This is a genomic window from Bradyrhizobium australafricanum, assembly GCF_020329495.1.
In the GTDB taxonomy this organism is placed as follows: Bacteria; Pseudomonadota; Alphaproteobacteria; order Rhizobiales; family Xanthobacteraceae; genus Bradyrhizobium; species Bradyrhizobium australafricanum.
Genome location: NZ_JAGKJL010000040.1, coordinates 16,210 through 42,917 on the forward strand (window position 1 = coordinate 16,210; position 26,708 = coordinate 42,917).

A 26,708-nucleotide genomic window follows, 5' to 3' on the forward strand; every position below is an offset into this window, starting at 1 on the left:
CGCGCAAGGTTTCGACCAAGGTTTCGACAATGACAAAACAAATCCGGCTCAACGCCTTTGCCATGAACTGCGTGGCGCATCAGTCGCCGGGTCTGTGGACCCATCCGCGCGACCGCACCAAGGACTACAACAAGCTGTCCTACTGGATCGATCTGGCGAAGACGCTGGAGCGCGGCCGATTCGACGGGCTGTTCCTCGCCGACGTGCTCGGCGTCTACGACGTGTATGCCGGCAATCCGGATGCGGCGCTGCGCAACGCGGCGCAGACCCCGGCCAACGAACCGTTGATGCTGATTCCAGCGATGGCGGCGGTGACCGAAAATCTCGGCTTTGGTGTCACCAGCAATCTCTCCTTCGAGCCGCCCTACCCGTTCGCGCGGCGGATGTCGACGCTCGACCACCTGACCGGTGGGCGGGTCGGCTGGAACGTGGTGACCGGCTATCTCGATTCCGCCGCGCGCGGCGCCGGCAAGGACAAGCAGACCGCGCATGACGACCGCTACGAGCTCGCCGACGAATATATGGAGCTGGTCTACAAGCTCTGGGAAGGCAGCTGGGAGGATGACGCCGCGATCCGCGACGTCGCGCGCGGCATCTTCACCGATCCGAGCAAGGTGCATCCGGTACACCATGACGGCAACAACTACCGACTCAACGCGATCCACCTGTCGGAGCCGTCGCCGCAGCGCACGCCGGTGCTCTACCAGGCCGGCACTTCGCCGCGCGGCCGGCAGTTCGCCGCCGAGCACGCCGAATGCGTGTTCATGTCGGGACCGTCGGCGAAGGTGATCGGCCCACGCGTCTCGGCGATCCGCGAGCTCGCCGCCGCGAAAGGCCGCAACGCGGCCGAGATCCTGATGTTCTCGATGATGTGCGTCGTGGTGGCGCCGACCGAGACAGAGGCGAAAGCGAAGTACGCCGAGTATCGCAGCCACATCAGCCATGAGGGCGCGCTGGCGCTGATGTCGGGCTGGACCGGCGTCGACTTCTCGACCTATTCGCTCGACCAGGAGGTGCGGCACGTGCAGAACGACGCCGGCCGCTCCGCGATGGACAACGTCACCCGCGCCGATCCCGACCGGGTCTGGACCGTGCGCGAGGTCGCCGAGCATGTCGGCATCGGCGGCGCCGGCCCCGTGGTGGTCGGCTCGCCCGAGCAGGTCGCCGACAAGATCGAGCAATGGTTCGAGGACACCGACGTCGACGGCCTTAACGTCGCGTTTGCGATCTCACCCGGCGATTTCGAGGACATCGCCGACATGCTGGTGCCGGAGCTCGTCAAGCGCGGCCGCTACAAGCGGGAGTATGCCAAGGGCACCTTGCGGGAGAAGCTGTTCGGCGCAGGGCGTGCGAGGCTCGATGCGACGCATCCGGCGAGTCGGTATCGGGTGAAGCGTAGCGCTGCGGCGGAGTGATCCGCGCCGTCATTGCGAGCCACCCGGTCGGCGCGAAGCGCCGCCGGATGACAGGCTCAGCGAAGCAATCCATCGTTCCGCATATGCGGGATCATGGATTGCTTCGTCGCTTCGCGCCTCGCAATGACGCGGCACACACATCTGCCCATCCTGTCATCCTGAGGAGCGCGCTCTTGCGCGCGTCTCGAAGGATCGACGGCCACCGGCCGGGCCGTGCACCCTTCGAGACGCGCTTCGCGCTCCTCAGGGTGACGGGGATGGATTGAGCACGCAGCGAAATCTCAATTCACCGCATTGCTCACCACCACCTCGATCAGCTTCGCACCCGGGCGGCTGAACGCCGACTTCATCACGCCTTTCAGCTCCTGCGGGTCGGTGACCTTGATCGCCTCGAGCCCGAGCGAGCGTGCGAGGGCGGTGAAATCGACCGGCGGATCGATGAAGTCCATGCCGACATAATTGTCGTCGCCGTGGAAGGCGAGCAGGCGCTGCTTGATGATGCGGTAGCCGCCATTGTTGACGATGACGAAGTTGAGCGGCAGCTTGTGATTGGCGGCGGTCCACAGCGACTGGATCGAATACATCGACGAGCCGTCGCCGGAATAGCACACCACCGGACGCTCTGGATTGGCGAGGCTGACGCCGACCGCGGCCGGCAGGCCCCAGCCGATGCCGCCGGATGCCAGCGCGTGATAGCCGTAGCGGTCGCGATGCGGCCTCAAGCCGATGATCTGGCGCGACGAGGTCAGGCCCTCGTCCACCAGGATCGCGTTGTCGGGCATCGCCTCCACGACCTGCAGCGCGAGCCAGTCCGGATCGATCGGCGAGGTCTGGCTCGCCTTCGAGATCTGCTCGACCAGCGCCTTGCGCTTCGCCGCCCAGTTCTTGGTCGACAAGGCCGCGAGTCCCTGCCTGGCACGCGTCTCCAGCGCGCCGCCGCCGGCTTCCTTCAACGCCGGCACCAGCGCGCGCAGCGTTTCCTTCACATCCGCCTTCACCGCGATCTCGGCGCCGTAGTTCCTGGCGAGGTCGCTGTCGACCAGGCCAACCTGCACGATCGAGAGCCCGTCCGGCAACGGATCGGCCTCGCTGTAAACGGACATCCGCAGCGGATCGCCGCCGAGCGCGATCAACAGATCATGCGGTGCCAGCACGTCGCGCGCGACCTTCTGCAGCCGCGCGATCGCGCCCATGAAGCTTGGGCTTTCAGACAGGAAATGCGAACCATAAGGCGTCGGCGATTGCCAGGCCGGGCAGCCCAGCGTCTCGGCGAGATCGGCCGCCTCGCGCAGCGCATCGCTTTTCACGATCTCGTCGCCGACGACGATCACCGGTCGCTCCGCCTTCAGGATGCGCGCGGCCAGCGCCTTGAGCGAATCCTCCGACGGCCTCACCCGGGTGTCGATCCGGGTGGAGCGGCCGAGCTCGATGCCGGCTTCGGAATTGAGGATGTCGCCGGGCAGCGAGATGAACACCGGCCCGGTCGGCGGCGTGGTCGCGATCTTGGCGGCGCGGCGCACGATCCGCGGCAGGTCTTCGAGGCGCGTCACCTCGACCGCCCATTTCACCAGCGGCGTCGCCATCTGCACCAGCGGACCGTAGAGCACCGGTTCGGTCAGACCATGGCCCTGTTCCTGCTGACCAGCGGTGAGGATCAGCGGCGTGCCGGTGAAGCTCGCATTGTAGAGCGAGCCCATCGCGTTGCCGAGGCCCGGCGCGACATGGACGTTGCAGGCGACGAGCTTGCCGGAGGCGCGGCTGAAGCCATCGGCCATCGCGACCACCAGGCTCTCCTGCATCGCCATCACATAGGTGAGATCGGGATGGTCCTTCAGCGCGTGCATGATCGGCAATTCGGTGGTGCCGGGATTGCCGAACAGATGGGTGACGCCCTCATCCTTCAGCAGCGCCAAAAATGCCGAGCGGCCGGTAATGCGATTCTTCATGTTCCCTCCAGGCCTGTCGGCGCGTTGACCGACGGGGATCGAGGGAGATGACCAAACTTGCGCAGCTGGAGCAATCGAGCGGGCGGTCATGGCCGCATTCCGCAGGCGCGCGCCTGAGGTGAAGCACTCGCTAGAACATCCCCTCACGCTCGCTGCGCTTCTTCTTTTTCGAGCGCTGCCAGACCACGCCGGGATAGCCCTTCAGCGGCACCAGCGGCTCGCCGGTGTAGGCCCATTCCTGCACTTCCTCGATCGCGATGTGATAGAGCGGCTGCCGGCCGGTGCGCCCGGAGAACAGCGCGCGCGGGATGTTGACCATGTGCGGCGACCGCGCGCGTTCGTAGATGATGGGCGTGCCGCAATTGGCGCAGAAGCTGCGCGCGGTCTTGCTTTTCGCGTCCTCGTAACGCGACAGCTCGCTCTCGCCCTGCGTGATGCGGAAGCGCTTCTTCCAGCTGCCGACATAGGTCGCATAAACCGCGCCGTGCGCACGACGGCTGGCGGCGCTGTGATCATGCCAGGCCCAGCGCGCCGGCACATCGATCTCGAAGCGTACCTTGCCGCACAGGCACTGGCCGGCCGCGGGCTTCGCCAGCGCCACTGGCTTTGGCTTCTTGGTCGGCTCGAACTCGTCGTCCGGAAACATCGCGGTCTCCCATCAAGGCACTGTAGCCCGGACGAGCGAAGCGATATCCGGGCTACGAAGAGTTAAGCCTGCGCCAATTCGTCGTGCACCGGATAATCCGTGTAGCCCTTCTCCTCGCCGGCATAGAAGGTGGCGCGGTTGTACTTGGTCAGCGGATAGCCGCGCTGCAGTCGGCGCGGCAGGTCCGGGTTGGAGATGAAGTAGCGGCCGAACGCGATCGCATCTGCATGACCTTCGGCGACCGCGCTCTGTGCGGTTTCGCTGACGAAATTGCCGGCCGTGATCAGCACGCCGCTCCACATCGGGCGGTACAGCACCATCGCGGACGGCACGTTCTGCCAGTCGACCTCGGCACGCCCGGTGCCCGAGGCGCGCGGCTCGATGAAATGCAGATAGGCGAGCCCGAGCTTGTCGAGCGCCGTGATGGCGTGGCTGTAGAGCGGCATCGGGTCAGCCTCGCCGCTGCCATTGGCGATGCCGTAGGGCGAGAGCCGGACGCCGACGCGGCTGGCGCCCCAGACCTCGGTCACCGCCTGCGTCACTTCCATCAGGAAGCGGACGCGGTTCTCGATCGAGCCACCGTACCGGTCGGTGCGCAGGTTGCTGCGCGACTGCAGGAACTGCTCGATCAGATAGCCATTGGCGCCGTGAACCTCGACGCCATCGAAGCCGGCGGCGAGCGCGTTCTTCGCGCCTTGCCGATAGGCCTCGACCATCAGGGCGACCTCGTCGGTCTCGAGCGCGCGCGGCGTCTCGTAATCGACCACCTTGCCGTCCGCCGTCATGCACTTGAACTCGGACGGGATCGCCACCGCCGACGGCGCCACCGGCAGCGCGCCACCCGGCTGGAACGAGGAATGCGAGACGCGGCCGACGTGCCAGAGTTGCAGGAAGATCAAGCCGCCCTTGGCGTGCACGGCATCCACCACCTCGCGCCAGCCCGCGATCTGGGCCTCGCTATAGATGCCGGGAACACCGGGATTGCCGAAGCCGGTCGCAACCACCGGCGAGGCCTCCGCGATCAGCAGGCCGCCCGGCGTGGCGCGCTGCGCGTAATATTCCGCGTTCATCGGCCGCGGCGCGAGGCTCGGCCGCGCCGCCCGCATCCGCGTCAGCGGCGCCATCACGACGCGATGTTCGAGCTGGTAGGGACCGATCTTGAGCGGAGAGAACAGCGACGGAGGATTCATGCCTGCCCCAATTAATCTTGTGTCATTTCCCGTTGTAGTCCGGGCATGATCCGCCCGGAAAACCGGTACCCACTTTTCCGGATCATGCCCGTTATCTAACGGGTTCATCTTGTTCATGAAAGCGGGTAGTGGCAATCTGTTGCCACGAGAACAGGTCTCCCATGTCGAAATCGAGCGCCTCATCGCTCCCCTCCCTCAGCGTCCGCATCGACCTCGATGCCGAGGACCGGATCGGGCCGGGCAAGATCCTGCTGCTTGAGCGGATCAAGGAATGCGGCTCGATCTCCGCCGCCGGCCGCGCCATGGACATGAGCTACAAGCGCGCCTGGGACCTGGTCGACGAGATCAACCGCATCTGCCGGCAGGCGGCGGTGGAACGGCAGACCGGCGGCAAGAATGGCGGCGGCGCGGTGCTGACCCCGTTCGGCCTCTCCTTGGTGGCACGCTACCGCAAGATCGAGCGCGACGCGGCAAGCGCCGTACGCAAGGATCTCGAGGCGCTGCGCAGCGACATCGGCAAGCCGAAGAAGGCCGCCGGACGCTAAACGCAGGAACCGGCGGCCGCAGCACGGGGCGCTTACGAAAAATATCGAAAACAACCCCATGCAAAGGAGCCGGCGGCGGCCGGCGTTCGACAACGCAGCTTGACGCGTCGGGCAAATCAAGGGTATTATTCTAATATTCCGAAATCATGCGAACGTTGGGGTGAGGGCTTCGCTCCGCGAGCACGCCGAGCATCGAGACCCGTACCCCCTCACCCGGATTGCATCTGGCGATGCAATCCGACCTCTCCCCGCAGGCGGGGAGAGGTGAAGAGAAACAGCGGGACCAGCCCTAAGCTGTCTTGATCCAGACCGCCTTGACGTTGAGATACTCCTCGACGTGCTGCTTGCCGGACTCGCGGCCGTAGCCGCTCATCTTGTAGCCGCCGAACGGCACCGCCGGATCCATCGCCTGGTAGCAATTGACCCAGACCGAGCCGGCACGTAGCGCCTTGGCGACCTGGTGCGCCTTGCTGACATTGGTGGTCCAGACACCCGAGCCGAGGCCGAAGGTGGTGGCGTTGGCGCGCTTGATCAGCTCGTCCGGATCCCTGAACGAGATCGCCGAGATCACCGGGCCGAAGATCTCCTCCTGCGCGATGCGCATGTTGTCCTGCACATTGGCGAACACGGTCGGCTGCACGAAATAGCCCTTCGACAGCGCGCCCTCGGCGAGGCGGCCGCCGCCGGCAAGCGCCTTGGCGCCTTCCTTCTGGCCGATGTCGAGATAGCCCGAGACGCGGTCCATCTGCTGCTGCGACACCAGGGGACCGATCTGGGTGTTGGGGTCGAGGCCGTTGCCGACCTGCAGCTTCTTGCCGAACTCGGCGACGCGGCCGACGAATTCGTCATAAACCTTCTGCTCGACGAACAGCCGCGTGCCGGCGCTGCAGATCTGGCCGGAATTGGCGAACACCGCCATCGCCGCACCCGGCACCGCCGCGTCGAGATCGGCGTCGGCGAACACGATGTCCGGCGACTTGCCGCCGAGCTCGAGCGAGACGCGCTTGAGGTTGCCGGCCGAGGCACGGATGATCGACTGGCCGGTGATGTGCGAGCCGGTGAAGGCGACCTTGTCGACATCCGGATGCGAGGCGAGCGCGGCGCCCGCGGTCTCGCCATAGCCCGGCACGACGTTGACGACGCCGGGCGGAATGCCGGCCTCCATGCAGAGCTCGCCGATGCGTAGCGAGGTGAGCGGCGATTCCTCGGCCGGCTTCAGCACCACGGTGCAGCCGGTCGCGATCGCGGGGCCGATCTTCCAGATCGAGGCGGTCAGCGGCCCGTTCCAGGGAATGATGGCGCCGACCACGCCGATCGGCTCCTTCAGCGTATAGGAGAAGATCTCGCCGGGCAGCGAGTTCTCGATGGTCTCGCCATGGATCGCGGTGGCCTGGCCGGCATAGTAGCGCAGCATGCCGAGCGCGCGCAGGCGGTTGCCGCGGGTCCGGCTGATCGGTGCGCCCATGTCGAGCGTGTCGAGCTGGGACAGTTCCTCGAAATTGGCTTCGACGAGTTCGGCGAGCTTGAGCAACATGTTCTGCCGCTCGAACGGCTTCACCTTGCTCCAGGGCCCTTCGAACGCGCGGCGCGCCGCCGCGACCGCACGGTTGATGTCCTCGGCATCGCCCTCGGCGACCGACGCGAGCAATTCACCGGTCGCGGGATTGTGCGTCTCGAACTTCTTGCCGGAGGCGGCGTCGACCCATTTGCCGTCGATCAGCATCTTCTTGTAGGAGCCATCGGCATAAGGATGGCGCGTGATCGGAATAGCCTGCGAAACAGCCATGTTTGCACTCCCTGTCAAATTGTCGGCTGGGGTCTTTTGGAAGCGTTATATCCCGAATTCTACAGCGCGAGCGCGAAACCGTAAAGCCGAGCTGGCGTTGATCAGGGCGGCGCGCACGAAAACCTCCCATGCGCGCGCGTGCATGGTACGATAGCGACTGAACCTCAGCCACACATGTGTCCGGAGACCACCGATGCCCCACCCCGTGATATCAGCCAATCATGTTGCCGTGATCACCGGCGGTGCGTCCGGCATCGGGCTTGCCGCCGCATTGCGGTTCGCGCAGGCCGGCATGAAGGTCTGCATCGCCGACCTCGGCGACGACCGGCTGAAGGACGCTGCGACAAGACTGTCATCTGCGGCGCCGGGCGGCGCGGCTGATATCATGACGGCAGCGGTCGATGTCAGCCGCGCCGACGCGGTCGCAAGCCTGGAGGCCGCGGTCGCGAAAAAGTTCGGCGGCACCGACATCCTGATGAACAATGCCGGCATCCAGCCCGGCAGTGCGATGTTCGGGCCCGCGGACAATTGGCAGCGCATCCTTGGCGTCAATCTATGGGGCGTGATCAACGGCACGCAGGCGTTCGCGCCCAACATGATCAAGCGCGGCCGGCCGGGGCTGATCATCAACACCGGCTCCAAACAGGGCATCACCACGCCGCCGGGCGATCCGGCCTACAACGTTTCCAAGGCCGGCGTGAAGGCATTCACCGAAGCGCTGCAGCACCAGCTGCGCAACACCGACGGCTGCAAGATCACGGCGCATCTCCTGATCCCGGGCTTTGTCTTCACCGGGCTGACCGCCCGCGGCCGCACCGAGAAGCCGGCCGGCGCCTGGACAGCGGAGCAGACCATCGACTTCATGATCGAACGCCTCGATGCCGGCGATTTCTACATCCTCTGCCCCGACAACGACGTGCCGCGCGCGCTCGACGAACGCCGCATCCTGTGGGCCGCCGGCGACATCGTCGAGAACCGCCCGCCGCTGTCGCGCTGGCATCCGGATTACGGCGATGCGTTCGCCGCGTTCGTGAAGGGGAAGTGAGCCGCGGGGAATCGTAGGATGGGTAGAGCAAAGCGAAACCCATCATCTCTCCCGCGGCCAGCTATTTGATGGGTATCGCTTCGCTCCACCCATCCTACGCGGCTATTTATCCCGTCACCCTGAGGAGCGCGAAGCGCGTCTCGAAGGGTCGACGGCCCGACTAGGGCCGATTCATCCTTCGAGACGCCGCTTCGCGGCTCCTCAGGATGACGGTGATAGTCCGGGGCGTGGGTTGGCCGAGCGTAACCCACCTCTTCTCCCGCCGCGGCACAATTGGTGGGTTACGCCTTCGGCTAACCCACCCTACGAAGCTACGATCTTAATTCGCGCGCACCTGTACCCTTGTCGCCGGCTGCGCCACCAGCGCCTCGCCGAGCTCGCTCTGCTGGGCGCGCGGAATCGAGAAGCAGACGCTGAAGCCGTCCGACGTCTTGAGCGTCATCATGCCCTGCGCCGGATCGGTCGACTGCTCGATCACCCAGGAATCCAGTGGATAGGCGTAGCGCAAGGTCTGGTCGCCGAAGCGGGTCTGCAGCGCCTTGCTGATCAGCCGGGGCAAGGTCATGACCAGCGCACCGACCTGGTTGATCGACAGGCGGATGGTTGCGGGCTCGCCCTTGCCGTCCACGAAGCCAAGCGAAATGGCGCAGCCATCGGACGCGACTTCGCAGGTGGTGAGCTCCTGGGTTTCGATCTGCATGCCGGCACTCCGGATCATCGTTATATTCCATTCAATATATCGCGAAGACGACCAGCGTCCAGCCCTGCTGGCGCAACCGCCGAACCAAACTCCTGCGAGTCCCGGCGCGACCGGTTGCAAGCTCGATCTGTCGCGGCTGCAGGCCGCCGGCATCCGAGTCGCCGACGCGCTCGCCGGAGGCGCCGATCTCGTCATCGTCAATCGCTTCGGCAAGCGGGAACGCGACGGCAAGGGGCTCGGCTTTGTGATCGAGCGCGCGCTCGCGCCGACATCCCCGTCGTGATCGCGGTGTCGCGCCCGAGCTTTGCGGACTGGATCAAGTTCGCCGGCGGGATGAGCGTGAAGCTCGCCTGCGACCGCCACGCGCTCGACGCCTGGTGGCACAGCGTCTCGCTGCGCGCCGCGGCCCGGACCGCACCGGATCACGTCACGGTCTGCGAGGCGTTCAAGTAGAGGCGCTTCGTAGGATGGGTGGAGCGCAGCGATACCCATCATCCCGCCGCGCGGATGCAATTGATGGGTATCGCTTCGCTCCACCCATCCTACGCGACTGCGGACTATCACCGTGAGAATTGTAGCGAGCGGCCTCCGCACGCCGTCGTCCTGGCGAAAGCCAGGACCCATAACCACCGAATCCGATTGAGAGTGCGATAGTGGCCCCAGCATCGCACAACAACAAGCGGTTGGGGTAATGGGTCCTGGCTTTCGCCAGGACGACGCTGAATACATTCACATTCTGTCAGGATGACGGGAGCGCGGCCCCGCTCACAGCGTTTCCTGCTTGTGGTCACAGTTCTTGCAGGTGAATTTGACGCGGGACTGGCCCTTTTCCGCCTGCACCCGGTTCGGCGCGCCGCATTTGCCGCAAACGGCCTCGATCCGGGTCGTGCCCTGCTTGATGACCAAGTTCCGCTTTTCCATGGTCTCGCGGATGAGGCGTTCGGCCTCCTCGCGCAGCGATTGCTTCGACATCATCTCCACCGGTCGTTGGTTAGCGGGCGGCGTCATAGCACGACCGCGTGAAGTTTTGACAGCGGGGATTGCAGCTTAATTTTCAGACAATGAGTGGGTCAACCGGCAACCGGAAATGCCGTGGTTTGATCGGTTTTGATGGCCGGCCGATGCGGAACACGTTGACGAGGTGCAGATCGGCGCCGATTTTGCCGAGCTTTCGCAGCCGGTCGTTGAAGTCAGGATGATCTGATAGCGCCGAAATCGGGCACGCCGCGAAACCGGCGCGATCGATCTCCAGCCAGGCGCGGTAGAAATGCCGACCGGTCGTGAGTGGATCCTCACCGACGGGACGGCAAAACAGCACGATCGCCGATGCCGACGCGGTCTTGGCGCCGTCGGCAAGCAACGACGCGGCGAGGCCGAGACGATCGAGCGGCTTGAACAGGCTGCCGAGCACGTAGCGCGCGGCGGTGGCCTCGACCGCATTCATGGCGAGCGCATCACGGTTGAGGCCATCGAGCAGATAGTGCGGATGGCCGGGCGACAGCCGCATCCATGCGAGCAGCTCGGCCCGGTAGTCGTCACCGCGGACAAAGGAGAATTCGGCCCGATCGGCCCAGCCGGCAATATCGGCAATCGCCCGGCGATCGCCAATGCAGATCACATCGTCGCGCGCGGCAGCCAGTTGCGCCAGCGCCGCCGCATCGTCCGGCGATGCCGCGAACTTGCCGCGCCACGACATGCGGCGTGCCACGAGGTCCGCCAGCGGATCGGGCTCGGCTCCTTGCCTGATCGCAAAGGAGCAGAGCACGGAAAGTTGCGGCGACAGCGGCTGCTCGATCGTGGTGATGCCCGTGATTGCAAAGCCACGGCGGTTGAGCGCGAGGCTCATGCCCTCCAGCGCCGTGCCGTGCGACACCAGCACGTCATGCCCCGCGGGGTCGGCGACCGGGGCGCGCACGCCGGTCGCATCGACCAGCGCCAGCCGCCCGTCGCCGAGCAGGCGCCAGCGGGTCGGCTGGATGTTGTGGACGCTCGGCGCCAGCCGCGCCTCCGCGAGCACCTCGCGCAGCAGATCCGGCGTCAGCTCGCTCATGCTGCGGCCAGCCGCTTGGTGAACAGATGCAGCCGGTGCAGCGGCGTTGCGCCGACCTTCTCGACCTGGCGCAGCGACGGACCGTTGATATCGGCGATCCAGGTGCCGCCCAGCGTGCGATAGCCGGCCTCCTGCAACGCCAGCGCGGTGCGGTAGAGCATCGCGCCGTTGAGGCCGCGATTGTGCAGGTCGCGGCAGACCGATTGATAGATCAGCACCGCGCGCCTGTTCATCACGCGGTGCTGCACGAATTTGAACGGCGCTGACAGCCCGACCCGGCCGTCGATCGCCTTGATCAGCGGATTGAGGTCGGGGATCGCGATGATCGCGCCTGCAGGCCGGCCGCGGTGATAGACCACGGTCGAAATCCGCTTGTCGATGATCCACATCATGTCGCCGGCCTGGAACAGATATTCGGCGGCGGTCGGCGGCACGAACATCGGATTGTCGGCAAAGCCGTCATTGAGGATCAGCCGCGCGTCCTCCAGCCGCACCTTGAAGGCGGAACGCTTGATCGGCTGCCAGACGAAATCCGGGTCAGTGAGCACCGCGCGCTGCTTGTCGCCGAGCAGTTGCTCCGGCTTGCCGCCGTCGAGCGCGATCACGAACGTCGTCATCGGGAAGGTCGCGGCGTAGCCGGCGCGTTCGAGATGCTGTGCGATGTGCGGCGGTGACCACATCATGTCGGTGAACGGCGCATGGTCGAAGCCGTCGGTCATCACGCCGATCTGCTGCATCGCCGTGAGATTGAAATTGCCGGCGACGCGGCTCATGCCGTGCGCCGACAGCCATTGCTCGGCGGCACGCAGCAGCGCATCGGCCACCTCGACGTCGTCGATGCAATCGAAGAAGCCGAATGCACCGTGGCGGGTGCCGTGCTTGCGGTTGGACGCGTCGTGGATCGAGGCGGCGATGCGGCCGACCGGCCGCCCATCGCGATGCGCTGAAAATAGCGCATAGCGGCCGTGGCCTTCGGTGACGAACGGGTTCTTCGCCGGATCGAACATCCGGTCGAAATCGCTCCACAGCGGCGGCACGTAGAGGCTGTCGGGCCCATAGGCATTGAGCGCGGCGTCGAATGCCGCCCTGCGGTCGCCCTCGCGGATCTCTGATGTCATTTGGCCTCCGGGGTCAACGCCAAGAGCCGGCGTACCAGCGCCAGCGCGGTTTCAGTGGCGGGATCGGCCGCGGTGACGGGCACCGCGAGCACGATCAGGTCGAGCGGATCATGTCCGAGCACGATGACATGGGAGGCATTGTTGGCCGAGATCAGCGAGACCATGCGCTCGGCCGCGGGATCGGTCGGCGCCAGCCCCCACGGCGCGTCGGACCGCCGCAGCACGCGCCGTGTCGACAGGAAGTCGTGCAGCAGCGGCGGATCGTAGAGCGCGAGCTCGTTCTCGCGAAAGCGCCGCGCGCTTTCGAAGATCGGATGCCGCGCCAGTTCGGCGATCAACTGCTCGCGGGTCTGCGCCGGCGATGCCGCGACCGAATTGAGCACGCCCGGCTCCTGCGATTCGAACAGCGCCCGCAGCGCGTCCGTCATCAACCCGATGGTCAGCACGCCGGCGATCGCAACCGCGACGAACCGGACCATCTGCGCGGCGTCGATGTCGGGCGCCATGAAGGCAGCGGCGAGGCCCAAGAGGCCCGACGAGATCAGCCGCAGCGCCATCATCGCAAGACCATGCCGGCGGGTCTCGGCGCCGCCGCCGGCGATCAGCATCACGGTCACCGTGAGCAGCGCGCCCAGCGCGCCGAGCCGCACAGGGATATCGGGAAACAGCGTGCGGAAATCGGTGAGGATAAACGGGATCACGACCAGCGCGCCGACCGCCATGCGGCCGATGCTGCGGTTCTCCGAAGCCATCAGCGCGGCGCGATCCCGCGTTGCCAGCAGCAACGCGCAAGTGGCGAAACCCAGCAGCTGGAACAGCGCCAGCGCGATCGCGTAAGGCATCGCCAGCCGTTGCAGTCCGAACAGGCCGCCAAGCCCGAGCAGGATGGCGCCCGCGAGCGCCGCAATCTTGACCGCGCGCGGCGCGTGGCGCCGCAGGATGCCTTCGGTGACGATCAGGGCGCCGAGCGGGACCAGCGAGGCCGGGATCACCGAGAGGCGGTCGAGCAGACGGCTTCCGGTCCACCAGGCCAGACCGCGGTCGAGGAACAGGATTGCGATCACGCCGAGCGCGAGCAGCAGGCGACGCGTCAACGGGCTCCTTGGATCGCGCCGGTAGAACGTCATCATCGCCACGGCGAGCCCGATGGCGCCGCACAGATTGACGATGGAATCGGCGATCACCCCGGAGGTCATTTGCTGCCAGTCAGTTCATCGATCGCCCGCCGCACCAGCGGACGCATCAGCGCGGCGACGAGCGCATTGCGCGGCTTCTCGATCGCGGGCCGATGCGGATTGAGAAACCAGCCGCGGCAATCGGTGCCCGAGGTGCGGCCGAGGATCAGCGCGACCGCCTCATAGGCCATCAGCATGCCGGTCGAGATCACCATCGGCGCGAACGACATCCGGCTGCGGCGGCCGGCCGCGACTTCGCCGGCGATGGCGAGGTCGACATAGTTGCGCGACGAGGAGTGCAGCATCACGTGCTCGATCTCGGCGCGCATCGCGGCGCGGCGGTCGTCCTCGGTGATCTCGGTCCAGGCCTTGGCCAGGGTCGGAAAGCCGAGGCGCTGCTCGGGCCGCGGATCGTGCGGACGCACTACGATCACCGACGGCAGCGGCGACATGTAGGCGTCGATCACCGTTGCATCGGCGCGCTTCGCGGTCCGGTACAGATGAACGCCGGCGGCGATATCGTCCATGCCGTTGACGATGACCGGGCACTGCGCGGCGATCCCTGCGAGCTCGCTGGTCCAGTTCTCGCCAAGCACCTCGATCTCGATGGTCGGATTGATGCGCCTCGCCGCTTCGGCGGCAACCGCCGCCTTCTCGCGCCCGACCTCGTCGGCGAAGGCGAACACCTGGCGGTTGAGGTTGGAGACCTCGAAGCGGTCGATGTCGGCGATCACGAACTTGCCGACGCCTGCGCGCGCCAGCGCCATGAAGGCCGCGCCGCCCATGCCGCCGACGCCGCAGACGAACACCCGCGCCTGGCGCAGCAGCTGCTGCTCGTGCTCGTCGATGAAGCCGATATTGCGGCCGGTGAAGGAGTAGTAGTCGAAATTCATCGCGCGGCCCCGCTATCCTGCTTGCGCGGACGCAGCGTGCCGAAGGCGCGGCTGTCGTCCATCCAGTAGACCACCGGCAGCACCAGCCGCTGCAGCGCCAGCATCGCGGACGCCGCGAGCAGCGACGGCAGCGAGCCCGAGGGCACCTCGCTCATGAGATAGCGGCGCGCGCCGGCAAGATCGACGCGGCCGAGCTGCAGCACGTCGTCGCCGCGGCCGTAATCCAGCTCGCGCGCGCAGAACTCGTTGTAGATTGCGTTGCGATGCTTCGGTGCGACCTCGAAGGTCTTCTTCAGCGCGTCCGACCCGCCGGTATAGGCGTTGGTGATGACCGAACGCGCCTCGTCGAAGCCGGCCTCCTCGCCGACGCCGAACACCGCGCGATGCCTTGCCATGATGCCGCGCGCCAATTGGAGATGCGCAAAGCTCTGTCGCGCGCCCGGCAGCGGCGACGGGTAGACGTCCGAGAATGTATCGCTGACCATGCCGACCACCGCCGGCACCTGGGTGACGTTGGAAATCCATTTCGGCCGCAGTCCGTCGCGGGCGAACAGCACCAGCGCGGTCAGGCCGTAGAGCACCCAGGACAGCCCCTGCCCGCGCACATCGGGATCGACCATGACGAGGCCGAGATGGGTGACCTCGGCCGGCTCGCCGTCGAGCGGCACGTCCATCACCGACAGCGCGTTGAACGCGATCGGCCGCCCGGTGTCTTCTTCCGAGATCAGCGTGACGACGGCGCGCGACAGCCGCTCGGGTTCGCCGGAGAAGATGCCATAGGTCAGGCTCTCCTCGGGCAGCGTCTTGGCGGCGACGATGCGCAGCTGCTCGACCAGCGCGTCGAGCTCGTCCCTCGGCAGCGACAGTCCGGGCGATTCGACGATGCGGGTGCGCTGGCCGGCCTGGGTGCGCAAGCTGAGATCGATGGTCGGCTGCGACAGCGCCTTCAGCCAGAAGCCGCCATGGCTGCGCAGACCGTCAAAGGCGGCGCGCGCCTTGCCAAGATGCTTGCCAAGGTTCTTGCTGCCGCGCGAAGCTGGCGTGGGATTGTCCGTGGACGCCATTTCTCTGTCCCTCAGGCCGATCTCTGCACTCGCCCTTGTTAAGGAGCCATGAGCGCAACCTGACGCTGTTTACCGCAGGGTAAACAAGGCCTTCCGGAAACGGAACAAGTTGCCGGTAAAGGCTTGCGAATCGATCCACCCGTCATTGCGAGCGAAGCGAGCAATCCATCTCTCCGTATATGCGGCGCGATGGATTGCTTCGTCGCTAACGCTCCTCGCAATGACGTCGAGGATCAGGCGAAAGCGGCGGGTGAGAAGCCACCCGCCGCTTCGACTTGACTTCGGCTCACCCGGCCTTGGAGACCTCCATCAGCAGGCGCTCCGCCTTGGCGTCCTCGATGCGGTTCACGAACTTGCTGCTCTCGTAATTGTCGCGCACCGTCTTGGTCAGCGTGACGCAGGTCTGGATCAGCATCACGATGCCCATCGTGAGATAGCCCTTCATCCAGAGGTCGATCGGCAGGAAGAACACGCCGACGGCGACGAGGAAGGCGGAAGCCGCAAAGGACGCGTAAGTGAAGGTAACCCAGCTGCCGCTGTGGGGTTGGATGGTCTGGTTCATGGTGGTTTCCTTGATGATAGATGGTTTGAAATTGGCTTGGTTTCAGACTTGAAGTTCGGGCTTGAGGTTTCAGCCAGCAGGCGGGCGCTTGGCTTTCAGCCGCGCCAGCACGTCGTCGGCGGTCGATTTCATGCGCGGGCCGAAGCCCTGCTCGGCGAGCTTCTCGGCGGTGGCTGATGGTCCCGAGGCAGCGTCGATCTCGACCAACGCCTCGTCGGCGGCCTGGATCTCCATCTGCCGCTCGCGCAGCCGCTTCAGCGTCGCCTCCGCTTCCGGCAACGTCGACTCGTAGGGGCGCGCCGCCTCGATGCCGCTCCGGCGCAGCGAACGCACCGCTTCCGATGCGCGGGCGAGGCGCCGGCCGCGATCGAGCTCGGCGATGCGCGCTTCGGCGTTGCCGACATGGCGCTTCAGCCGGGTGATCTCGGAGGCAAACAGCGCGCGTGCGGTCATCGCGGCATCGCGCTCGGCTTCGAGATTGGCGATCGCCTGCGCGGCTTCGCGGGCAAGGTCTTCCCGGCCGCCCTCGAGTGCCGCCGACGCGCGCTGTTCGAGATCGGCGATCCGGGCGTTGGTGGCGTCGAGCCGCCGGCCCTCCTGCTGGTCGCCGGCGATCGCCAGCGCCAGGGTCCGCTTCGAGCGGTCGACGGCGGCGGCGGCATCGCGCATCTGCTGGTCGAGGATGACCAGCGCGGTGCGGTCTTGAAGTTCCTCTTCGGCCACCGCAACGGTGCCGCGGAAAAGAGTGAAAACAGTTTTGAACATTTCATCGCTCCCTGTTATGAGCATCGCTCATGAATCTCTTGTACCACATACTGAGCATTGCTCAAGAATTATTTGAGCGACGCTCAAGATGAAGGTTAACGAAGGATTAAAGATGTCCAAGGCATTGGAACGACGAGCAAAACTGCGGGAAGCGCTGATCGAGGCGGCGGAACGGGCGATTGCGGCAAAGGGTCTCGGCGGCCTGAAAACCCGCGAACTGGCCCAGGAGATCGGGGTCGCCAATGGCGGCGTCTACAATCTGGTCGAGGATGTCGACGAGCTGATCCTGCGCGTCGGCTCGCGCACGCTGGCGCGGCTCGATGCGTCGCTGTCGCTGGCCGAGATCGGCGGGGCTGCGGCGCCGCGCGAGATGCTGGTGCGGATCGCGGTCGCCTATTGCGATTTCGCCGCCGACAATCTCGAACTGTGGCGCGCGCTGTTCGAGCATCGCATGCAGCCCGGCAAGCCAGTGCCGGAATGGGCGATCACCGAGCAGATGGAATTGTTCCGCCACATCTACAAGCCGCTCGCCGCGCTGTTTCCGCAGCGTTCGCCGGCGCAGCTCGGCGTCACCGCGCGCAGCCTGTTCTCCGCCGTGCACGGCATGGTCGCGCTCGGGCTGGAGCACAAGCTGATCGCGGTGCCGATCGGCGCATTGCGCAGCGAGATCGCCACCTTGACGCGCGCGATGGTCGACGGGCTGACGGCGAAGAAGGAATAGGCCGCGTGCCCCAAACCGCACGATGTCCCCCGCCGTGCGGTCGGCAAAGTTGCCGCAGAGCGCCGTGAATTGCAGCTGTTGCCCCAGGGGGACGCAGCGGCCGAGGTCAGAAAGGGGGAAAGCCACTTGCGGAATGACCGAACCGTAGCCATTTACCACGGATCGAGTTTCGGCCGAACGACTTGGCCTCGCCGCTGATAGCGTGCCTGACTGACGACCCTCACCCCCTGAACTTCGAATTCGCCTGCTGCGCTCGTGAGTGCGGCTCCAAACACGCATCTATAGGACGATTTTCCATGAGCATGGGAACTGTGAAGTGGTTCAACAGCCAGAAGGGTTTCGGCTTCATTCAGCCGGACCAGGGAGGCCAGGACGTTTTCGTTCATATCAGCGCAGTCGAACGCGCCGGCATGAGCACCCTCAACGAGGGACAGAAGGTCTCTTTTGAGATCGTTGCAGACCGCCGGACCGGCAAATCTGCTGCGGACAATCTGCGCGCGGTGTAAGCTGCGACAATCGGCCATGATGCTTTGACCCCGGATGAACTGGCAAAGCCTCTGGTTACGCGACCCCGCGACCGGTCACCCGGCCGCGGGGTTCTCTTTGTCAACACCGCGCGCAATGCCCGCCAGGACCAGGACTTGAACCGTCCGCCGGCGAAACGGCCTGCGCATTGAAGCAGCTGAGGTCGCGAGCGTGTCCACCAATATCGATCCAGCTCGGCAGCACGACGACATCATGTACCCGCAGGTCCTCCCGTTTCTGCTGGTCCACGCAGGGTGTCTGGCGGCGATCTGGACGGGCGTCTCATGGCAAGCGATTGCAATTTGCGTCGCCCTATACTGGCTGCGCATGTTTGCGATCACCGCCGGCTATCATCGGTACTTCTCGCATCGGGCCTACTCAACGAGCAGGGCGTTTCAATTCATCCTCGCATTTCTCGCCCAAAGCAGCGCCCAGAAAAGCGTCCTTTGGTGGGCCGCGAAACATCGACATCACCATCTTCATTCGGATACCGAGCAAGATGTGCATTCGCCGGGGCATAAGGGCTTCGTGTACAGTCATCTCGGGTGGATTTTTTATCGACAGCACGATGCAACTGATCTGACGAAAGTTGCGGATTTTGCCTCGTATCCGGAGTTGATGTGGCTTCACAGATGGGAGGTCTTGCCGGCGATCGTGGTCGCAGGTCTGTGCTTCCTCATCGCCGGATGGCCAGGGCTCGTGGTCGGTTTCTTCTGGAGCACCGTGCTGCTGTATCACGCCACGTTTTGCATCAACTCCCTCGCGCATGTTCACGGGCGCAAGCGGTACGTTACGGGCGATGACTCCCGCAACAATTGGCTGCTGGCTCTGTTTACGATGGGTGAGGGTTGGCACAACAATCATCACGCCTACCAAAGCAGTGCGCGGCAAGGCTTCCGGTGGTGGGAGATTGATGTGACCTATTATGTTTTGGTGACCTTGTCCTTGCTCGGTATTGTCTGGGATTTGAAGGCGCCGCCCACGCAGGTTCTCCGCAACGAGCAGCGCTTGGGATCGCGCGTGATAAAGCGAACGGCTGAACAACTCGCTGGTCGCTTCAATCCCGAATACATCGCGCAGGCCATCAAATCGTCGGTCCACGAAACCGGATTGTCGGTGCGGGAAGCGCTTGTTCTGTTACAGCATCGCGCCGACTTGCATCTGCCCAGCATACCAACGCGCGACCGGTTGTTGGCTGAAGCCCAGGCCATGTTCGCGAAGACGAGTTCGTTGGACGACATTGTCGACCGTGCGCATGAACTCCTGGTGGAGTCGGTTTGCCTCCTGCTCGCCGTTCCACCTCGGATGGCCGGCGCAAACCCGAAACCGCAGGTGAGCCAACCGTAACATTTTGCCTTGGCCTTTTCCCAACCTCACGGCTCCATCGTGTAGGCGCGCCCGGGTTCGAGTGCGTAGATGGTCAGGAAGCGCAGCGGCCGGTCCGGGTCGCAATTGCGAAACAGCGTGTGCGGAACCTCGGGTCGATCCTGCAAGGTCTCGCCCGCCCGATACTGGCGCGGCGCCTCGTCGCCATACGCGGACTCGGCAACGCCTTCGACGATGAAGACCACGCCGCCAACCGGATGCCGATGCAGCGGGGCGACCCCGCCGGGCGGATAGGTCACCTCGGCAACGACAAGCTCGCGATCATCGCCGGGCAAAGCGAGACGCTCAAGGGTCCTGCGGGTGACGCCGGCGAATCCGGCTTGTTGAGCTTTTGCCTGACCGTCGCTGCTTTCAGCCATTGGAACCCCTTCTTGACGCGTGAGCCTCCGTCCCGAACCGGGCTGCAGTGACTATGGGGGCGCTTCAGAGACGCAACAAGCGCCCAAGCATGTCGCGCGGGCCAGGCGAAGCCCTTGCCACCCCTGCTCCCACGTTGCAGGATTCCTGCGAGAACCTTCAGCAGTGGGCCTTGCATGAAAACGAGTATCGTCACGACGCGGGCGTCGGGGATCGCCGCCCTGGCGCTCATCTTTGCATTAAATGTCACGCCGGCATCTTCGGCGCAGCCCGTGCCGGAATGCTCGATGTCGATGACATTGGCGGATTGGGGCGAGAATTCGAGCGGCGATATCGACGTCGCCTCGGGCCAAAGCTGCCAGATCCCGATCGGGATCCGCGGCACGGTGACGGACTCCGCGATCTCGCAGAAGCCGGCCTACGGCAAGCTGAAGAAGATCAACGCGTCGACCTTCGAATACAAGGCGAAGGCCAAGTACAAGGGCAGCGATACGTTTGCCATCAAGGCGACGGGCCAGGGGCCGAAGGCATCCGGCACCTCGATCATCACGGTGCGCGCGACGATCAAGTAGTCCCTCGATCGCGCGCTGAAAAGACCGACTAGATTAGTTCGAATGGCGTTGTGCTCCCTCTCCCCGTTCTTACGGGGAGAGGGTTGGCGTGAGGGGCTGCCTTCGCGCATACGGTGATAGGTGCGTCCGCGGAGACTCCCCCTCACCCGGAATGCATCTATCGATGTATCATAGCCGAAGCTCCGCTTCGGCGTTCTTGAGAACGGCCGCCGAAGGCGGCCTATGCCTCTCCCCGCACGCGGGGCGAGGTGAACGGAGTCCGCCGCTCGTATCAGGCCGGCCGCGCGCCGGTGCGGATGATCGATCCGACATGCTGGCCGCGCAGCGCCGCCGTGAGCCGGCCGGGAACGAGGCCGTTCACGACCTGCACCCGCTCGATATGCCGCGCATTGGCCATCACCTCGAGCAGCGCGGGATCGAACGGCAGCGTGCCCTTCAGCTTGGCAAGGTCGGCGAGGCTGGCCTCGCGCAGCAGCTGTGCCTTCTTCCCCTCGGGACCATTCGGATCGTCGGTGTAGACGCCGTCGACATCCTCGACGATCGTCAGCCCGGCGGCGCCGAGCGCATCCGCGATCAGGAACGCACCGGTGTCGGCGCGATGCAACGGGATGCGCGAGACCGGGAATTCATGATGGTGATAGGGCGGAAACGCGCTGCCCACGACCGCGCGGGCCGCGGAGAGATGGATCGCAAGCTGGCTCGCGATGGTCGGATGCTCGATATAGGACACGCCCTCCGGCGCGAGCAGGCAGGCCAGGATGTGGCCGTTTTGGCCGGCTTCGCTGGCAGCGAGCGGCGCGAGCGAGCCGACCGGCAGGCCGAGATCGAGGCCGACGCTGTAGAGATGACGGGCGCGGATGCCTGCGCCGGTCAGGATCAGAAGGCGGTGCTCGGGCAGCAGCGAACGCAACTCGGCGACGATCGGCAGGATCGCCTCGTGGCCGCGATCCATGATGGAGCGGCCGCCGATCTTCACCACCTGCACCCAGGGCAGCAGCGGGATCGGGCGGCCGCCGGCAACGGGACGGGTGAGATCGCTGTCGAGCAGGGTCTGGCGCGCGAGCGGCGAGGCGACGTGCTTGATGGTGTCATCCATGGTCGGTCCCTGCTCAGTTCGCGGTGATGATGGTGCCGACATGCTCGCCCGCAAGCGCACGGGTGAGGTTGCCGGGGACGAGGCCATTGACGACCTGCACCTGCTGGACATGGCGCGCGGTGGCGAGCAGATCGAGCACCGGGAATTCGAGGATCGAATCCTGCAACCCCTTGGCCTTCATCTCGGCGACCGAGATTTTCGGGATGAAGGTCGCGCCCTTCGAAGTCTTGGGGTTCGCGGTGTAGAGGCCGTTCTCGTCCTTCACATAGATCATCGCCTTGCAGCCGAACTGTTCGGCGACCAGGAAGCATCCGGCATCGGTGCGATAGGGCGGGATCATGCCCTCGGCTGCCGGCCGCATCCAGAGGCCGTAGGGCGGCATGCCGCTGAAGATCACGGCGTTCACCTCGGCGAGATAAAGCGGCACGGCCGAAAGCCCGGCGCCGCTGACCGCGGAGATGCCGTGCCTGGCGAGCAGCTGGCCCAGCATCACCGCGTTCTGGTCGGCGACCGAGGCGCCGAGCTGCGACAGCACGCCGGCCGGCAGCCGCAGCCCGGCCGCGATCGAATAGAGGTGCCGGGCGCGGGTGCCCGCGCCGGTCCCGATCAGGATCTTGTGCGCCTTGCGGGCCGCGACGATCTCATCGACCAGCGGGTAGACGGCGGCGCGGCCGCGGTCGATGACGCTCTGCCCGCCGATCTTGATCACGGTGGCATCCGGCAGGATCCGGAAGTCCGATGCCGCCTCCGCCGTCGCCAGAAGCTGCGGATCGGTCAACGATCGCTGCATCAGCAGCGCTTCAAGCTCCGCCGTCGTATTCGCCATGAGAAACGTCCTTTCTCCAATGCGCCTGGCATTGCTTCCGTCGGCCCGCGATGTTCGATGTCTCCACCGGTGTCTCGCAAAGACCCGTGTTCGAATTGCACTGCTAACGGCAAGCCTGGCGCGTCTCAAGCCGCAACGGCGGGGATAGACCATCGCGAATGGCACCGGCGAGTGCGTGTCGCGACACCCGCTGCGAGGCCGTTCGGAACGGGATACCTATGACGTTTTGCCGCACGCGACCCGACTGATGGGTGTGACACCCATCATAGATGCTGCATTGAAATTCTGCGATCCTGAATTTGATATTAACGATTTCTTCGGAATGCGCTGATCTCAGCCGGACGATACTAATCTCAGCCTGGCCCGCCTCACGGGCCAAAATTGATTGCCTTGCACCTTGGAAATTAGCCGGTCTCGACCGGCGCACCCCACGAGGAAGCAAACCATGGCCAATTCCGCACCGGTCGTCACGATTGGTAACCACAGCCTGTTGTACAATCAGTGGCAAAAAATACAGCCATGGCTCACTTATGCCGACTCCGACGGCAATCCCGCGCAGAAATTTCAGTTCTGGGACGGCGGCACAGCTGCGAACAGCGCCTATTTCTGGACTTCCACCAACGACCATTGGGCCGCCAACACGACGATCGAAGTTTCGGCCTCTGACCTCTCCGACGTGTGGGTGCGTGCTGGTGCGGTCGGCGGCACAGAGACACTGTGGGTACGCGCTTTCGACGGGACCGATTGGGGTAACTGGACGTCTTTCACGCTCACGACGATTCCAAACACTGCGCCGGTCGTCACGGTCCCCGACGTGCAGCTGCACACCAATACATGGACGCAAGCCAAGAATTGGCTGACCTACTCCGATGCCAACGGGGATGCAGCCACCAAATATCAATTCTGGGACAGCGGCACCTCCGCAACAAGCGCCTATTTCTGGACTTCCACCAATGACCATTGGGCTGCCAACACGACGATCGAAGTGGCGGCCGCCGACCTGGCCGATGTCTGGATCAAGGGTGGCTCGACAACCGGTGCCGAGACGTTCTGGGTCAGAGCGTTCGACGGAACAGACTGGAGCAACTGGGACAGCTTCACGCTGACGTCGGCCAATACTCCGCCCGTCGTGACAGCCGGTGATCATTCCATACATATCGATCAATGGGTCACCGTCGACAACTGGTTGACCAAGACCGATGCCAATGGCGATGCGATCACGAAGTACCAGTTCTGGGATAGCGGCACCGCCGCCACCAGCGCCTATTTCTGGACACCCGACAATTCCCACTGGGCTGCCAACACGACGATAGACGTTTCGGCTGCGGACCTCGCCAATGTCTGGATCCATGGCGGCTCGACAACCGGTTCCGAGACGATGTGGGTAAGGGGATTCGACGGAACGGAGTGGAGCTCCTGGGACACATTCACCGTGACGTCGACGCCAAACACGGTCCCCGTCGCGACCATCAACGACCAGTCGCTACACGTCAATCAATGGGTCAAACCGCAAGGCTGGCTCACTGCCACCGATGCCGAAGGTGACACGATCACCAAATACCAGTTCTGGGACGCCGGCGCGGGCGCGACCAGCGCCTATTTCTGGACACCCGACAATTCCCACTGGGCTGCCAACACGACGATCGACGTTTCAGCATCCGATCTGGCCAATGTGTGGATCAAGGGCGGCTCGACGACCGGTTCCGAGACGATGTGGGTAAGGGCATTCGACGGTACCGCCTGGAGCAATTGGGACAGCTTTAATCTGACGTCGACCAATACGGCTCCGACCGCGACGATCAACGATCAAACGCTGAACGCCGCGCAGTGGGCGCAGCTCGTGAATTGGACGACGGCATCCGACGCCGACGGCGATGCAATCACCCAATACCAGTTCTGGGACGGTGGCGGCGCTGCGACCAGCGCCTATTTCTGGACGCCCGACAATTCACACTGGGCGTCCAGCACGGTCATCGACGTGTCGGCGTCCGATCTCGCCAATGTATGGGTGCGAGGCGGCACCGCGGCCGGTACCGATTCCATGTTTGTGCGCGCTTTCGACGGAACGAACTGGAGTGCCTGGGACAGCTTCACCGTGACCAGCCTGGCAAACCACGCACCCGATGCCTCGATCAGCAATCAGACCTTGCATGTCAACGAGTGGAGCCAAGTCGGCAACCTGGTGTCCTATGCTGATGCTGACGCGAATCCCGCGGCCGCCTATCAGTTCTGGGATGGCGGCGGCAACGCCAACAGCGGCTATTTCTGGACCTCTGCGAATTCCCATTGGGCAGCCAGCACCGTGATCGACGTCAATGCCGCCGACCTCGATGATATCTGGATGCGTGGCGGCGCCACCACCGGCAGTGAGACGATGTATGTGCGCGCGTATGATGGCATTGACTGGGGTGCGTGGCACGCGTTCACGCTCTCGACCATCGTCTAGCTGCCCCGGCGCGACATCGTGCAGACATGCACCGGCGAAAACGGGCATCGCGGTCCGTGTCGCGCCGGCGAATATCGGGGTACAACCTAGTTCGGCGTGAAGATCACCTTGCCCTTGAATGCCGCTGCCTGCGCGATCGCCTGTGAAAAATCCTCCAGGCGATAGGCCCCGACCACCGGCGCGCTGATCGCGCCCGATGCGACCATCGGCACCAGATGGTCGTACATTCCGGCCAATGCCTGATCGGTCGCGGTCTTGCCCCAATGGCCGAGCCAGAAGCCGCGCACCGACACTTCGTTGAAGATCACGCTCAACGGCGAGCCGGAGAACGGCTGTCCGCTCATCGCGCTGTAGATGACGAGCACGCCTTTTGGCGCGAGGCAGTTCATCAGGTTCAAGGCGGATGAGCCGCCGACCATGTCGAGCGCCAGCTGGATCGGCGCCCTGCCCGTTTCCCTGGCGACGCGCTTGGCGAGATCCGGCCCGTCGAGCAGCACGATATCGCCGCCGACCGACTTGACCTCGTCCACGACGTCCTCGCGGCGGACGATGTTGACGGTCTTGAGCCCGAGCGACTTCGCGATGGCGATCACCGCGCGCGCCGTCGCCGAGTTGGCGCCGTTCTGGATCACCCAGCCGCCGGGCGGGACTTTCACGAAATCGGTCAGCAAGAGATAGGCGGTGGCCGGATTGACCCCGATCATGGACAGTTGCTGGACATCGGCATTGTCGGGTAGCGGACGCTGCCATGACGCGGTGAACTTGACGCGTTCAGTCCAGGTCGGGACCGTGAAGGGAATCAGCGTGCGGTCGCCCTCCTTCAGATTCCTCACCTGCGATCCGGTGGCGACAACCCGCCCGATGCCCTCGATCCCGAGCGTGGCCGGCGGCGACGGCAGATAGCCGTAGCGCCCGGCGATAATCATGAAATCCGAATTGTTGATCGGCGCGGCCTCCACCGCGACCACGACCTCGTCGGGGCCGGGGCTGCCGACGTCCGGCACCTCGTTGAGCTTGACCACGTCCGCTGCACGTCCGAACGCAACGACCTGAACCGCTTTCATGGCGTGATCTCCCGATTTCGTTATTTACTTCTAAGTACAGAATATGAATTGCGTCAATAGCCCGACCTGCCTTCACGGCAAGGTGAAGGCTTCACATCCGACGCGGGAGTACATAAAAGACAGCTATGGCAAGGCCGCGCAGCTTCGATCCGGACGATGTCCTGGAAATCGCCCGCCAGATGTTCTGGCAGAAGGGCTTTCAGGCGACTTCGCTCGACGAGATCACGGCGGCGAGCGGCGTCGCGAAACCCAGCCTCTATGCGGCGTTCGGCGACAAGAACGCGTTGTTCCTGAAGGTGCTGGACCGCTATCACGACGGCATCCTCGGCTGGGCCGAGCGCGTGCTGGCGCAGCCGGGGCCCGCGCGGGACATCATCAGGCAGTGGCTTACCGGCTTCATTCCCTATTGCTCGGGCCAGAAGGGACAGCGCGGCTGCCTGTCGATCAATTCCGCGACCGACGGCTCGCTCGACCAGGTCGAGCTCCGCAAGAGCATCGAGCGCTACAACCGACGGCTTGAAGAGCTGCTGCGCGCGCGGCTGCGCAGCGATCGCGCTCAGTTCAGGAAGGGCTTTGACCCTGACGTCACCGCCCACACCATCATGGTGGTGCATGCCGGACTGCTGGCGCTCGCGCACCAGAGGCCGGATTCGAAGCAGGTGAAGGCCGTGATCGACCAGGTGATGAGCCTGCTCGCCTGAGTTTGTCGGCACCCGGCCTTCCGGCAGCGCTCGGCTGCTCTCACGAATGTGATTATATTATAATTATCATCTAATTGATGTCCCGATCTCGATGACCATGTCCGGGTTGGCTGT

General features: G+C 64.7%; 26 protein-coding genes and 1 pseudogene. 10 read left to right on the top strand and 17 right to left on the bottom strand.

What is annotated here, in order from left to right; translation table 11 throughout:
* The first annotated feature begins 29 nt into the window (after positions 1-29).
* Positions 30-1,415, top strand: a complete 1,386-nt coding sequence (locus J6525_RS29795) for an LLM class flavin-dependent oxidoreductase (RefSeq protein ID WP_225647315.1) — start codon at positions 30-32, stop codon at positions 1,413-1,415.
* 281 nt (positions 1,416-1,696) lie between these two features.
* Here J6525_RS29795 and J6525_RS29800 read toward each other — a convergent pair whose 3' ends face one another.
* The 3 genes from J6525_RS29800 to J6525_RS29810 form a co-directional block, all read right to left on the bottom strand.
* Positions 1,697-3,361, bottom strand: a complete 1,665-nt coding sequence (locus tag J6525_RS29800) for a thiamine pyrophosphate-binding protein (RefSeq protein WP_225647316.1) — start codon at positions 3,359-3,361, stop codon at positions 1,697-1,699.
* A gap of 130 nt (positions 3,362-3,491) precedes the next feature.
* On the bottom strand, positions 3,492-4,007 hold the full coding sequence (locus J6525_RS29805; RefSeq protein WP_225647317.1) for a GFA family protein: 516 nt from the start codon (positions 4,005-4,007) through the stop codon (positions 3,492-3,494).
* A 62-nt stretch (positions 4,008-4,069) separates the two neighbouring features.
* The gene (locus J6525_RS29810) at positions 4,070-5,197 is read right to left on the bottom strand and encodes an alkene reductase (protein WP_225647318.1); all 1,128 of its coding nucleotides are present in this window, start codon (positions 5,195-5,197) and stop codon (positions 4,070-4,072) included.
* A 161-nt stretch (positions 5,198-5,358) separates the two neighbouring features.
* On the opposite strand from J6525_RS29810, the gene J6525_RS29815 reads away from it, so the two are divergent.
* The gene (locus J6525_RS29815) at positions 5,359-5,742 is read left to right on the top strand and encodes a winged helix-turn-helix domain-containing protein (protein WP_016846469.1); all 384 of its coding nucleotides are present in this window, start codon (positions 5,359-5,361) and stop codon (positions 5,740-5,742) included.
* A gap of 289 nt (positions 5,743-6,031) precedes the next feature.
* Here J6525_RS29815 and J6525_RS29820 read toward each other — a convergent pair whose 3' ends face one another.
* Positions 6,032-7,528 carry an aldehyde dehydrogenase family protein gene (locus J6525_RS29820; protein WP_225647319.1) on the bottom strand — a complete coding sequence of 499 codons (1,497 nt, stop codon included), beginning with the start codon at positions 7,526-7,528 and terminating at the stop codon, positions 6,032-6,034.
* A 193-nt stretch (positions 7,529-7,721) separates the two neighbouring features.
* Here J6525_RS29820 and J6525_RS29825 point away from each other — a divergent pair, with 193 nt between their 5' ends.
* Complete coding sequence (locus tag J6525_RS29825) at positions 7,722-8,573, top strand: SDR family NAD(P)-dependent oxidoreductase (protein ID WP_225647320.1); 852 nt, start codon at positions 7,722-7,724, stop codon at positions 8,571-8,573.
* Positions 8,574-8,892: 319 nt separating this feature from the next.
* On the opposite strand, the gene J6525_RS29830 is transcribed toward J6525_RS29825, so the two are convergent.
* Complete coding sequence (locus J6525_RS29830; protein ID WP_225647321.1) at positions 8,893-9,273, bottom strand: hypothetical protein; 381 nt, start codon at positions 9,271-9,273, stop codon at positions 8,893-8,895.
* Here J6525_RS29830 and J6525_RS29835 point away from each other — a divergent pair.
* A pseudogene (locus J6525_RS29835) lies at positions 9,272-9,726 on the top strand (DUF2478 domain-containing protein). The gene J6525_RS29830 and the pseudogene J6525_RS29835 sit on opposite strands and share 2 nt — an antisense overlap.
* Positions 9,727-10,038: 312 nt before the next feature.
* On the opposite strand, the gene J6525_RS29840 reads toward J6525_RS29835, so the two are convergent.
* From J6525_RS29840 to J6525_RS29875, 8 genes are all read right to left on the bottom strand, one after another.
* Positions 10,039-10,245 carry a hypothetical protein gene (locus tag J6525_RS29840; protein WP_024581255.1) on the bottom strand — a complete coding sequence of 69 codons (207 nt, stop codon included), beginning with the start codon at positions 10,243-10,245 and terminating at the stop codon, positions 10,039-10,041.
* Positions 10,246-10,327: 82 nt separating this feature from the next.
* Entirely contained in the window at positions 10,328-11,323 is a 996-nt protein-coding gene (locus tag J6525_RS29845) for a nitroreductase family protein (protein WP_225647322.1), read from the bottom strand.
* Positions 11,320-12,441 carry a GNAT family N-acetyltransferase gene (locus J6525_RS29850; RefSeq protein WP_225647324.1) on the bottom strand — a complete coding sequence of 374 codons (1,122 nt, stop codon included), beginning with the start codon at positions 12,439-12,441 and terminating at the stop codon, positions 11,320-11,322. The genes J6525_RS29845 and J6525_RS29850 overlap by 4 nt, the downstream gene beginning before the upstream one ends.
* Positions 12,438-13,637 (bottom strand): hypothetical protein, encoded by a 1,200-nt coding sequence (locus J6525_RS29855; protein WP_225647326.1) that lies wholly within the window; start codon positions 13,635-13,637, stop codon positions 12,438-12,440. Before J6525_RS29855 ends, J6525_RS29850 begins: the two co-directional genes overlap by 4 nt.
* Positions 13,634-14,509 (bottom strand): HesA/MoeB/ThiF family protein, encoded by an 876-nt coding sequence (locus J6525_RS29860; RefSeq protein WP_225647327.1) that lies wholly within the window; start codon positions 14,507-14,509, stop codon positions 13,634-13,636. The genes J6525_RS29855 and J6525_RS29860 overlap by 4 nt, the downstream gene beginning before the upstream one ends.
* A complete protein-coding gene (locus J6525_RS29865; protein WP_225647328.1) occupies positions 14,506-15,573 on the bottom strand; it encodes a GNAT family N-acetyltransferase in 1,068 nt (355 codons plus the stop codon). Before J6525_RS29865 ends, J6525_RS29860 begins: the two co-directional genes overlap by 4 nt.
* A 286-nt stretch (positions 15,574-15,859) precedes the next feature.
* On the bottom strand, positions 15,860-16,135 hold the full coding sequence (locus J6525_RS29870; RefSeq protein WP_038384293.1) for a YiaA/YiaB family inner membrane protein: 276 nt from the start codon (positions 16,133-16,135) through the stop codon (positions 15,860-15,862).
* 69 nt (positions 16,136-16,204) lie between these two features.
* Entirely contained in the window at positions 16,205-16,900 is a 696-nt protein-coding gene (locus J6525_RS29875) for a PspA/IM30 family protein (protein ID WP_225647329.1), read from the bottom strand.
* Between the two features lie 112 nt (positions 16,901-17,012).
* Between J6525_RS29875 and J6525_RS29880 the strand changes: the two genes are divergently transcribed.
* From J6525_RS29880 to J6525_RS29890, 3 genes are all read left to right on the top strand, one after another.
* Positions 17,013-17,621 (top strand): TetR/AcrR family transcriptional regulator, encoded by a 609-nt coding sequence (locus J6525_RS29880; protein WP_050385268.1) that lies wholly within the window; start codon positions 17,013-17,015, stop codon positions 17,619-17,621.
* 296 nt (positions 17,622-17,917) lie between these two features.
* Positions 17,918-18,127, top strand: coding sequence for a cold-shock protein (locus J6525_RS29885; protein WP_028341292.1), 210 nt, complete (start codon positions 17,918-17,920; stop codon positions 18,125-18,127).
* A 232-nt stretch (positions 18,128-18,359) separates the two neighbouring features.
* Positions 18,360-19,493, top strand: a complete 1,134-nt coding sequence (locus J6525_RS29890; RefSeq protein WP_225647389.1) for an acyl-CoA desaturase — start codon at positions 18,360-18,362, stop codon at positions 19,491-19,493.
* 26 nt (positions 19,494-19,519) lie between these two features.
* Here J6525_RS29890 and J6525_RS29895 read toward each other — a convergent pair whose 3' ends face one another.
* Complete coding sequence (locus J6525_RS29895; RefSeq protein WP_225647330.1) at positions 19,520-19,891, bottom strand: cupin domain-containing protein; 372 nt, start codon at positions 19,889-19,891, stop codon at positions 19,520-19,522.
* Positions 19,892-20,065: 174 nt separating this feature from the next.
* Here J6525_RS29895 and J6525_RS29900 point away from each other — a divergent pair, with 174 nt between their 5' ends.
* The gene (locus J6525_RS29900) at positions 20,066-20,461 is read left to right on the top strand and encodes a hypothetical protein (protein ID WP_225647332.1); all 396 of its coding nucleotides are present in this window, start codon (positions 20,066-20,068) and stop codon (positions 20,459-20,461) included.
* A gap of 271 nt (positions 20,462-20,732) precedes the next feature.
* On the opposite strand, the gene J6525_RS29905 is transcribed toward J6525_RS29900, so the two are convergent.
* Together J6525_RS29905 and J6525_RS29910 are read right to left on the bottom strand one after the other, a co-directional pair.
* Positions 20,733-21,557 (bottom strand): amino acid kinase family protein, encoded by an 825-nt coding sequence (locus J6525_RS29905; RefSeq protein WP_225647334.1) that lies wholly within the window; start codon positions 21,555-21,557, stop codon positions 20,733-20,735.
* Between the two features lie 13 nt (positions 21,558-21,570).
* On the bottom strand, positions 21,571-22,383 hold the full coding sequence (locus tag J6525_RS29910; RefSeq protein WP_225647335.1) for an amino acid kinase family protein: 813 nt from the start codon (positions 22,381-22,383) through the stop codon (positions 21,571-21,573).
* Positions 22,384-22,828: 445 nt separating this feature from the next.
* Between J6525_RS29910 and J6525_RS29915 the strand changes: the two genes are divergently transcribed.
* Positions 22,829-24,829 carry a hypothetical protein gene (locus tag J6525_RS29915; protein WP_225647337.1) on the top strand — a complete coding sequence of 667 codons (2,001 nt, stop codon included), beginning with the start codon at positions 22,829-22,831 and terminating at the stop codon, positions 24,827-24,829.
* Between the two features lie 86 nt (positions 24,830-24,915).
* Here J6525_RS29915 and J6525_RS29920 read toward each other — a convergent pair whose 3' ends face one another.
* On the bottom strand, positions 24,916-25,893 hold the full coding sequence (locus tag J6525_RS29920; protein ID WP_225647339.1) for a zinc-dependent alcohol dehydrogenase family protein: 978 nt from the start codon (positions 25,891-25,893) through the stop codon (positions 24,916-24,918).
* A 125-nt stretch (positions 25,894-26,018) separates the two neighbouring features.
* On the opposite strand from J6525_RS29920, the gene J6525_RS29925 reads away from it, so the two are divergent.
* Positions 26,019-26,594 (top strand): TetR/AcrR family transcriptional regulator, encoded by a 576-nt coding sequence (locus tag J6525_RS29925; RefSeq protein WP_225647341.1) that lies wholly within the window; start codon positions 26,019-26,021, stop codon positions 26,592-26,594.
* Positions 26,595-26,708: the final 114 nt, after the last annotated feature.

Excerpts from the sequence above, each read along its gene's own strand:
- J6525_RS29855 (WP_225647326.1), bottom strand. The coding sequence starts at position 13,637 with ATGACCTCCGGGGTGATCGCCGATTCCATCGTCAATCTGTGCGGCGCC.
- J6525_RS29815 (WP_016846469.1), top strand. The coding sequence starts at position 5,359 with ATGTCGAAATCGAGCGCCTCATCGCTCCCCTCCCTCAGCGTCCGCATC.
- J6525_RS29920 (WP_225647339.1), bottom strand. The coding sequence starts at position 25,893 with ATGAAAGCGGTTCAGGTCGTTGCGTTCGGACGTGCAGCGGACGTGGTC.
- J6525_RS29800 (WP_225647316.1), bottom strand. The coding sequence starts at position 3,361 with ATGAAGAATCGCATTACCGGCCGCTCGGCATTTTTGGCGCTGCTGAAG.
- J6525_RS29900 (WP_225647332.1), top strand. The coding sequence starts at position 20,066 with ATGAAAACGAGTATCGTCACGACGCGGGCGTCGGGGATCGCCGCCCTG.
- J6525_RS29810 (WP_225647318.1), bottom strand. The coding sequence starts at position 5,197 with ATGAATCCTCCGTCGCTGTTCTCTCCGCTCAAGATCGGTCCCTACCAG.
- J6525_RS29880 (WP_050385268.1), top strand. The coding sequence starts at position 17,013 with ATGTCCAAGGCATTGGAACGACGAGCAAAACTGCGGGAAGCGCTGATC.
- J6525_RS29910 (WP_225647335.1), bottom strand. The coding sequence starts at position 22,383 with ATGGCGAATACGACGGCGGAGCTTGAAGCGCTGCTGATGCAGCGATCG.
- J6525_RS29895 (WP_225647330.1), bottom strand. The coding sequence starts at position 19,891 with ATGGCTGAAAGCAGCGACGGTCAGGCAAAAGCTCAACAAGCCGGATTC.
- J6525_RS29850 (WP_225647324.1), bottom strand. The coding sequence starts at position 12,441 with ATGACATCAGAGATCCGCGAGGGCGACCGCAGGGCGGCATTCGACGCC.
- J6525_RS29845 (WP_225647322.1), bottom strand. The coding sequence starts at position 11,323 with ATGAGCGAGCTGACGCCGGATCTGCTGCGCGAGGTGCTCGCGGAGGCG.
- J6525_RS29830 (WP_225647321.1), bottom strand. The coding sequence starts at position 9,273 with ATGCAGATCGAAACCCAGGAGCTCACCACCTGCGAAGTCGCGTCCGAT.
- J6525_RS29885 (WP_028341292.1), top strand. The coding sequence starts at position 17,918 with ATGAGCATGGGAACTGTGAAGTGGTTCAACAGCCAGAAGGGTTTCGGC.
- J6525_RS29875 (WP_225647329.1), bottom strand. The coding sequence starts at position 16,900 with ATGTTCAAAACTGTTTTCACTCTTTTCCGCGGCACCGTTGCGGTGGCC.
- J6525_RS29825 (WP_225647320.1), top strand. The coding sequence starts at position 7,722 with ATGCCCCACCCCGTGATATCAGCCAATCATGTTGCCGTGATCACCGGC.
- J6525_RS29820 (WP_225647319.1), bottom strand. The coding sequence starts at position 7,528 with ATGGCTGTTTCGCAGGCTATTCCGATCACGCGCCATCCTTATGCCGAT.
- J6525_RS29795 (WP_225647315.1), top strand. The coding sequence starts at position 30 with ATGACAAAACAAATCCGGCTCAACGCCTTTGCCATGAACTGCGTGGCG.
- J6525_RS29870 (WP_038384293.1), bottom strand. The coding sequence starts at position 16,135 with ATGAACCAGACCATCCAACCCCACAGCGGCAGCTGGGTTACCTTCACT.
- J6525_RS29915 (WP_225647337.1), top strand. The coding sequence starts at position 22,829 with ATGGCCAATTCCGCACCGGTCGTCACGATTGGTAACCACAGCCTGTTG.
- J6525_RS29925 (WP_225647341.1), top strand. The coding sequence starts at position 26,019 with ATGGCAAGGCCGCGCAGCTTCGATCCGGACGATGTCCTGGAAATCGCC.
- J6525_RS29905 (WP_225647334.1), bottom strand. The coding sequence starts at position 21,557 with ATGGATGACACCATCAAGCACGTCGCCTCGCCGCTCGCGCGCCAGACC.
- J6525_RS29865 (WP_225647328.1), bottom strand. The coding sequence starts at position 15,573 with ATGGCGTCCACGGACAATCCCACGCCAGCTTCGCGCGGCAGCAAGAAC.
- J6525_RS29840 (WP_024581255.1), bottom strand. The coding sequence starts at position 10,245 with ATGTCGAAGCAATCGCTGCGCGAGGAGGCCGAACGCCTCATCCGCGAG.
- J6525_RS29860 (WP_225647327.1), bottom strand. The coding sequence starts at position 14,509 with ATGAATTTCGACTACTACTCCTTCACCGGCCGCAATATCGGCTTCATC.
- J6525_RS29890 (WP_225647389.1), top strand. The coding sequence starts at position 18,360 with ATGTACCCGCAGGTCCTCCCGTTTCTGCTGGTCCACGCAGGGTGTCTG.
- J6525_RS29805 (WP_225647317.1), bottom strand. The coding sequence starts at position 4,007 with ATGTTTCCGGACGACGAGTTCGAGCCGACCAAGAAGCCAAAGCCAGTG.